At 68.3% G+C, this 8,054-nt stretch carries 7 protein-coding genes; 1 reads left to right on the forward strand and 6 read right to left on the reverse strand.

What is annotated here, in order from left to right; translation table 11 throughout:
• Positions 1-2,610 carry an Hsp70 family protein gene (locus QMG73_RS36815; protein WP_281903575.1) on the forward strand — a complete coding sequence of 870 codons (2,610 nt, stop codon included), beginning with the start codon at positions 1-3 and terminating at the stop codon, positions 2,608-2,610.
• Positions 2,611-2,613: 3 nt separating this feature from the next.
• Here QMG73_RS36815 and QMG73_RS36820 read toward each other — a convergent pair whose 3' ends face one another.
• The 6 genes from QMG73_RS36820 to QMG73_RS36845 all read right to left on the reverse strand — a co-directional run.
• A complete protein-coding gene (locus QMG73_RS36820; protein ID WP_281903576.1) occupies positions 2,614-3,897 on the reverse strand; it encodes an ABC transporter substrate-binding protein in 1,284 nt (427 codons plus the stop codon).
• 58 nt (positions 3,898-3,955) lie between these two features.
• On the reverse strand, positions 3,956-4,573 hold the full coding sequence (locus QMG73_RS36825) for a hypothetical protein (RefSeq protein ID WP_281903577.1): 618 nt from the start codon (positions 4,571-4,573) through the stop codon (positions 3,956-3,958).
• The gene (locus tag QMG73_RS36830; protein WP_281903578.1) at positions 4,570-5,445 is read right to left on the reverse strand and encodes a carbohydrate ABC transporter permease; all 876 of its coding nucleotides are present in this window, start codon (positions 5,443-5,445) and stop codon (positions 4,570-4,572) included. The genes QMG73_RS36825 and QMG73_RS36830 overlap by 4 nt, the downstream gene beginning before the upstream one ends.
• Positions 5,445-6,428, reverse strand: coding sequence for a carbohydrate ABC transporter permease (locus QMG73_RS36835; RefSeq protein WP_407676908.1), 984 nt, complete (start codon positions 6,426-6,428; stop codon positions 5,445-5,447). The genes QMG73_RS36830 and QMG73_RS36835 overlap by 1 nt, the downstream gene beginning before the upstream one ends.
• A 17-nt stretch (positions 6,429-6,445) precedes the next feature.
• A complete protein-coding gene (locus tag QMG73_RS36840; RefSeq protein WP_281903579.1) occupies positions 6,446-7,756 on the reverse strand; it encodes an ABC transporter substrate-binding protein in 1,311 nt (436 codons plus the stop codon).
• A gap of 8 nt (positions 7,757-7,764) precedes the next feature.
• On the reverse strand, positions 7,765-8,054 hold a 290-nt coding region (locus QMG73_RS36845; RefSeq protein ID WP_281903580.1), incomplete at its 5' end, for a substrate-binding domain-containing protein.

The raw sequence follows: 8,054 nt of genomic DNA on the forward strand, positions 1-8,054 counted from the left end.
ATGGCACAGGAGGACGGCGCCTACGCCCTAGGCGTGGATCTTGGTACCTCCAACACGGTCGCGGTGCTGCGCTGGCCCGACGGGCGCACCCGCCCGCTCCTCTTCGACGGCCAGCCGATCATGCCGTCCGCCGTTTACCTCGACGACGCGGGCCGGCTCCACGCCGGTCGAGACGCTCAGCGGCTGGGCCAGGCCGACCCGGCCCGGTACGAGCCGAATCCGAAGCGCCGCGTCGACGACCCTGGCGTGCTGCTCGGCGGCCATGAGGTACCGACCGCGGATCTGCTCGGCGCGGTCCTCGGCACGGTTGGGCGTACTGCCGTGGAGGCGGTGGGCTTCCTGCCGCCGGCGGTGCTGACCTACCCGGCCTCGTGGGGTGCGCGCCGGCGCGACGTGCTGGCCACGGCGGTCGCGCGAGCGGGCTGGCCGCCGGTCGGCACCGACAACGGCGGGACGCGGTTGACGACGGAGCCGGTCGCGGCGGCGCGGTACTTCGCCGACGTGCTGCGACGGCCGGTACCGGTCGGTGCCGCGATCGCCGTGTTCGACTTCGGAGGTGGCACGCTCGACGTCGCGGTGGTCCGCAACGAGGCCGTGGACGCGGACGGGCGGGCGACGTTCGTGGTGGTCGGTTCGGGCGGCCTCGCGGAGCTGGGCGGCCTCGACCTCGATGCCACCCTGGTCGACCATCTCGGCGGGCTGGTCGCCCGAGCGCACCCGGCCGCGTGGCAGGCGCTCGCCACACCAACGACCGCCGCGCAGTGGCGGCACCGCCGGCAGTTCTGGGACGACGTACGGGGCGCGAAGGAGATGCTCTCGCGCACGACCACCGCCCCGGTCGCGGTGCCCGGCGTGGATCAGGCGCTCCACCTGACTCGCGACGAGCTGGAGCGGCTGGTCATGCCGTTGCTACGGCGGAGCGTCTACGAGGCCGGCGCGGTGATCGGCAACTGCGGCCTGCGTCCGGACCAGCTGGCCGGGTTGTTCCTGGTCGGCGGGTCGTCGCGGGTGCCCCTGGTCGCCCGGATGCTGCACGCCGAGCTGGGCATCGCGCCGACGGTGCTGGAGCAGCCCGAACTGCCCGTCGCGGAGGGCGCCCTCACTGAACTCGTCACCCCGCCCGCCGCGCCGGTCCGGGCCGCGGTGGGGGTGCCGGGTGCGACGGCTCCCACGAGTGCGGTACCGGTATCGCCAGCGGAACCGACCGTGCAGATGTCGGCGGTACCCGATGCAGATGGACCGGCGCGGACGCTGCTCAAGCGACCGGCGCTCTGGCTGGCGGCGGCGGCCGTGGCTCTTGCGGGCGTGGTGGCCGCGACCGTGCTCTTCCTCACGAGCGGTGAGTACGACGAGATCGGGTTCGAGCCGGTCAGCGAGCTGTATACGGTGCCCGTCGGCGAGGGCGAGACCCCGTACTACGCATACACCGGTTTCGTGGGCGACCACGCGTACCTCGCCTACGAGCGCAAGGACAAGCGGCTGGAGATCGTCGCTGTGGATCCGCCCGGCAAGAAGGAGCGGTGGCGGAAGCAGACATCGAGCCTGTCGGAGCGATGGGCCGGCATCACCGTCCTGCCGGACGTGGTCGTGGCGTACGAGGACCGCAGCTCGAGCACCGAATTCCGGAACATGATCGTCTTCGACGCCGACTCGGGCGAGGAGCTGTGGCACCGCCTCATCCGGGGCGACGATCGAGCGATCTTCGCCAAGGACGTGATGGTGCTGGTCAACCGGGGCGAAGACCGGCTGCTCGGGCTCGATCTGCGCGACGGGAAGACCAAGTGGGAGCACGCGAACCCCAAGGACGAGTACGGGGACGGCGATGACGCGGTGTACCAGGCGCTCACCGTCGCCGACGTGTCCGGGCCATCCGACGCGCGCGGCACCCCGTTCGCCCAGAAGCCAGACGACGACCAGCGCATCGTGCAGATCGGCGCGGACCGGTCGGCGCGGGTGATCGACGCGGTGAGCGGTGAGGTGCTCAAGACCCGCCCGAACGTGGCCGATCCCGAGGATCAGGTCATGGTCTACAACGGGAAGCTGGTCGTGGCCTCGGAAGACGAGGGCTACCGCCTGTCGAAGTACGACCTGGACAGCATGGGTGAGCCCACCAACCTGTACACGGCGGACGACAAGCAGCGCGACCTGGACCTCATCGCCATGTGCGGCGAGCAGCGGCTGTGCGTGCTCGACACCGCCCGCAGCGATGGGGCGACGACCCAGGTCGTCGCGGTCGACCTGGAAAAGGGTGGCCGCCTGTGGCAGGAGCCCGCCCCGCAGGCCGAGCTGCTCGTCCACTTCGGAGATCAGGTCGCGGCCCGCACCGTCGCCAGCGAGTACCGGGTCCGCGTCTTCGCCGGCGACGGCACCGAGCTGGTGAACCGGGAAGGCGCCATCGCCCGGGTCGACGGCGGCAACATGATCTTCTTGGAGTCGGCGAGCGACTCGGTCGGTGACTACAGCGTGGCCGGCCTGCACACCGACTCGAAGAAGCCGATCGAGATGGGGCAGCTCAACGACGTGCGGTCGTCGAGCTGCTCCTGGAACAACCGATACATGGTCTGTGCCCGGCAGGACGACTTCTCGGTGAGCCAGTTCGCCGCCGGTTAGGGATCATGTTGTTGCCAGCGCGGCGTTCGCCTGCCGGATCAGGTCTTCCGCCGCCTGGCGTGGCGTCGCCTTGCCTTGCTGCACGCTTTCTGCCGCCGCGACCAGCAGCGCCCGCACCTTGACGTGCCCCTTGGGAGGCGGCGCCGGCGCCGGACCGAACTTCGGCGTGATGGAGTTCTCGAACTCGATCGTGGCGCGGGTGGTCGCGTCGGTCAGCGACTGGCTCAACACCTTGCGCACCTCGGTGTTGGGGCTCAGGCCGCGCTCGGTGCCGAGGATCTTGCCGGCATCGGTGTCGTTGACGAGGAAGTCGATCACGTCGACCGCGACCTCGGCGTGCCGGCTGCCGCGGAACACCGACCAGTACATCGAGGCACGCGCCCACTGACCCTTCGGGTTTCCCGGGTACGCCACGAGGGCGAGCTGGTCCTTGGTGGCCCGCTGCAACTCGGGAAGCTGGTTGGACCACATGAACGAGGTCGCCGCTTTGCCGGTGGCAACGGCCTGCTTGGTGACGTCGCCACCGTTGGCTTCCTTGATGACGCTCAGCGGTGGCGCGGAGCCGGTGGCGCGCGCGTTCTGCCAGATGTCGTACCAGGCGGTCAGATCGTCAGCCGTGAACCCGAGCTCCGGGCCGTTGTAGAGCTCCTTGCCCTGCGCGCGCAGCCACAGCCACAGCGCCTTGTAGTCGGCCGACGGGTCCATCGTGCCGGCGACCTCGCCGTCGGTGCGGTTGGTGATGTCGCGGGCCCAGGTGACAAGCTCCGCATAGGACATACCGACCTTGGGCTCCGCCACGCCGAGCTTCTGGACCAGGGTCTTGTTGTAGACCATCGCCGGAGTGTTCTCGGCGCCCGCGACCCCCATCGTGCGGCCGCCCACCTGGCCGTACTTCGCGAGGCTGTCGGGCAGCTTCGACAGGTCGAGCGCGCCGCTGTCGACGTACGGGTTGAGGTCGAGCGTGACGTTCCGCTCGGCGTACTCGGTGAGGTAGTTGTCGTCGATCTGGAACAGGTCGGGGGCGTCCGGGCCGGCGGCTTGGGTGGCCAGGTTGTCGTAGTACCCCTGGTTGCCCTGCCAGTGCGTCTTGAAGGTGACGTTGGGGTTGCGCTGCGTATACAGCTTGAGCGCCTGCTCGGTCACCTCGGCCCGCTTGTCACCGCCCCACCAGTAGACGTTGAGCTCGACCTTTCCGTCACCACTCGCAGCCGGATCCGTGTCGTCGCTGCATGCGGCGCCGCCAAGTAACACCGCGAGCGCGGTCACAACCCCGATAGTCAGACGCACGCAACCGACCTTAGGCGCGCGACGCCGCAGATGCGAGATCCGTTCGCTCAGTTCATGATCAGGTCAGCCTGTGGATAACCATGTGGAGAGCGAAGATGGCGTAGCCGGCGAGGACCGGTACCAGGACCGGAATGATCATCAGCGCGAGCGCGATCACCAGGCCGATCACGCCGGCGCAGGCCAGTACGGCGAGCGGGCGGCGCTGGGCGGTCTGGGCGGCGGCGCGGGCGGCGGCTCGCCAGCCCGTGCCGCCGCTGCGGCCCACCTCGACGACGGTGATGCCGGCGTACCCGAGCGCGGCGACGATCAGCAGGATCGTCGCCGCGGCGAGGGGTGCGCCGCCGGGCACCACGCCCCGGGCGATGGCCGACAGGTTGAGCGTGAGCAGTGCCGAGGCGACCAGGGCCACGAGCGTCGCCGGGATGCCGGGCAGCAGGCCGCGCGCGAACCGGTGCAGGGTGACCCGGAACCGGGGCCAGCTCACGTCGGCGGCCCAGTCGTGCACAGCGGCGCTGGCGGTGGCGACCGCCGCGCCGGCGGTCACCACCCCGAGCGAACCGACCGTGGTCAGGATGCCCAGCAACGCGAGGTCGCTCGCGTTGCGAAAGGTGTCCTGCCAGTTGCGCCGGACCGGCACCGGTTCTTCGATGTGCGCCATCCCCTCGATCCGGTTCATCCCTTGAGTCCGCTGGTGTTGATGCCCTCGACCAGCAGGCGCTGGAACGCCACGAAGAACAGGAACACCGGTAGCAGCGACAGTACCGACATCGCGAACATCGGCCCGATCGCGCTCTGACCCGTGGAGTCGATGAACAGCGTCATCGCCACCGGGATCGTGTAGTCCGACAGGTCCGACAGGTAGACCAGCTGGCGGAAGAACTCGTTCCATGTCCAGATGAACGAGAAGATCGCGGTGGTCACCAGCGCCGGCCGGCTGAGCGGCAGCATCACGTACCGGAATATGCCGAACGGGCTCGCGCCGTCGATCTTGGCGGCCTCGTCGAGCTCGCGCGGGATGCCCCGCATGAACTGCACCATCAGGAAGACGAAGAACGCCTCGGTCGCGAGGAACTGCGGCACCAGCAGCGGGATGTACGGCCACTCGCCGCCAACCCAGCCGAACTGCTTGAACAGGATGTACTGCGGGATCGTCAGCACGTGCTGCGGTAGCAGCAGAGTGCCGATCATGACGGCGAACCAGAAGCCGCGCAGCGGGAACCGCAGTCGCGCGAAGGCGTACGCGGCGACGAGGCAGGAGGCCGCGTTGCCGATGACGGTCAGCAGCGCCACCATCGCGCTGTTCAGGAAGAACCGCGAGAAGCTGACGTCGAAGTGGTTCCACCCGTCGGTGTAGTTGCCGGGCGTGAAGTCGCCGGGCAGTACACCGGTGTTGCTCACGATCTCGGTCTGGCCCTTGAACGAGGTGCCGACCATCCAGATCAACGGGTACAGCACGACCGCGAGGATCAGCAGGAGGATCGCGGTGCGCACCACCCCGCGGCCAAGGCCGGAACGGCGGCGAGAGGCGGCCGGAGTCGAAGCGACCATCAGCGATCATCCCCATCCGAGTAGTGCACCCAGAACCGGCCGGTGGAGAAGAACACCGCGGTGATGATGCCGATTGCCAAAAGGAATACCCACGCCATGGCGGACGCGTAGCCCATCTCGTATTCGCGCCAGCCCTTGAGGTACAGGTTCAGCGTGTACATCAGCGTCGAGTCGACCGGGCCGCCGGTGCCGTCGCTGAGCACGAACGCCGCGGTGAAGCCCTGGAAGCCGTTGATGGTTTCCAGCACGAGGTTGAAGAAGATGACCGGCGACAGCATCGGCAGCGTCACGCTCATGAACTGCCGGAACCGGCCCGCACCGTCGACCGACGCCGCCTCGTACAGCTCCGTGGGCACCTGCTTCAAACCGGCCAGGAAAATCACCATCGGCGCGCCGAACTGCCAGATGGCGAGCACCATCAGGGTCTCCAGCGCCCAACTGGGGTCGTTGACCCACGGCTTGCCCTCGATGCCGAAGATCGCGAGGAAGCCGTTGAACGCGCCTTCCCGGTTGAACATGTTGACCCAGACGATCGCCAGGGCAACGCTGCCGCCGATGAGCGACGGCAGGTAGAAGAGGCCGCGGAAAAGGCCGACGCCGCGCCAGGCCTTGTTGAGCAGCAGCGCGACGCCGAGCGCGGCGGCGAGCTTCAGAGGCACCGCGATCAGCGCGAACGACACGGTCACGGTGACCGAGCGCCAGTACGACGGATCGCTGGTGAACATCCGCTTGTAGTTCGCCAACCCGACCCACTCAGCCTCGCCCAGCGGGCTGAGGACGTCGTAGTTGGTGAAGCTGAGGTACAGCGACAGGAGCATCGGTATCGCCGTGATGCCCATCAGTCCGATGAGCCACGGCGACAGGAAGATGTACCCTGCCAGACCTTCGCGCTGCGGGCCGCGCCGGGGCCTCCGCCGCTTGGCGGAAGCCCCGGTTCCCTGGCTCGCGCGTACCGACGGCGAATTTGCCGTGGTCAACGCCACGAGCTGTCTCCTTTCAGTTAGCCCAGCTTCGGCTGGACGACCGCGATCAGGTCGGCCGCGGCCTTCTCTGGCGTCGCCCGTCCAAACTGGACGTTCTCCGCCGCCTTCACGAGCTCGGACCGGAATGTGCTGTGGCCCTTCGGCGGCACCTGCGGCGCCTTGCCGAACTTGCTCGCCAGGTCGTTCTCGACCTGGATGGACAGTTTCATAGCCGGGTCGGTGACCGTCTCGGCGAACTTGGCCCGCAGGTCCATGTTGGACGGCAGGCCACGGTCGGTGCCGAGCGCGGTGACCGCGGCCTCGTCGTTGACCAGGAAGTTGATGACGTCGACCGCGACGGCCTTGTTGTCGCTGCTGTTCGCGACGTTCCAGTACATGGCCGCGCGAGCCCACTGAGCGCTCGGGTCGCCGGGGTACGCGACGACGCCCAGATCATCCTTGGTGCTCTTCTTCAGCTCGGGCATCTGGTTGGCCCAGACGAACGACGTCGCGGCCTTGCCGGTCACGACCAGCTGCTTGGAGATGTCGGTGACGTTGCCCTCGTGGATGATGTCCGCGGTCGGGGTCGCCTTCTTGTCGCGAGCGCCCTTCCACAGGGTGAACCACTTGGCCACGTCGTCGGCCGTGAAGCCGAACTGCTTGCCGTTGTAGAGGTCCTTGCCCTGCTGGCGCAGCCACACCCAGAACGCCTTGTAGTCGGCGCTCGGGTCCATGGTGCCGGGCACCTTGGTCTTCGTCGTGACCTGTGCGGCCCAGTCGATGAACGCCTCCCAGGTCATGCCCGTCGTGGGCTCGGGGAGGGCGTTCGTGGTGAGCAGCGTCTTGTTGTAGACCAGCCCCTGGGTGTTTTCACCGGCCGCGATACCGACCAGCTTGCCGTCGACCGTGCCGTACTCGACGAGGCTGGGCGGGAACTTGCTGAGGTCGAGCTTGTTGCCCTTGTACTCGTTCAGGTCAGCGGTGACGTTGCGGGTGGCGAAGTCCGCCAGCATGTTGTCGTCGGTCGCGAACAGGTCCGGTACGTCGCCGGAAGCGGCCAGCGTGGCCAGCTTGTCGGCGTAGCCCTGGTTGGCCTGCCACGTGATCTTGAAGCTGACGTTGGGGTTCTTCGCCTTGTACGCGTCGAGCGCCGTCTGGGTCAGCTCGGCGCGCTTCTCGCTTCCCCAGTAGAAGACGGAGAGCTCGACCGGCTTGTTGGCATCGGTGCTGCTGCCTTCGTTGTCGTCGCCACCGCATGCGGCGGCGCCGAAGGTGAGGGGTAGCGCAACCGCGACCGCGGCGATGCCGCGAAGCAGCCGGCGCCTGGAGTTGCCTGTGGCGGGGTGCATTTCCGTGCTCACTCCTTGTCCTCGGAGATGACTGCGCCGGGCGCCGGGCCCGTCGAGTCGCGGACGACCAATTCGGTTTGGAGCGTTACCTGTGCGGTGGTGCGGCGGTCGTCGGTGGCCGTGCGGAGGCCACCGCGACCGATACGTCCGGATGAATGACCGTCGTGCTGCAGGAGCATGTCGACGGCGGCTCGTCCGGCGGCTGCGGTGGGGTTGGCGACGGTGGTGAGTTTGGGGCGGGTGAGGCGGCTGAGGGTGATGTCGTCGATGCCGATGACGCTGATGTCGGTGGGGACGT

The organism is Phytohabitans aurantiacus, from assembly GCF_027923225.1.
GTDB classification, from domain to species: domain Bacteria; phylum Actinomycetota; class Actinomycetes; order Mycobacteriales; family Micromonosporaceae; genus Phytohabitans; species Phytohabitans aurantiacus.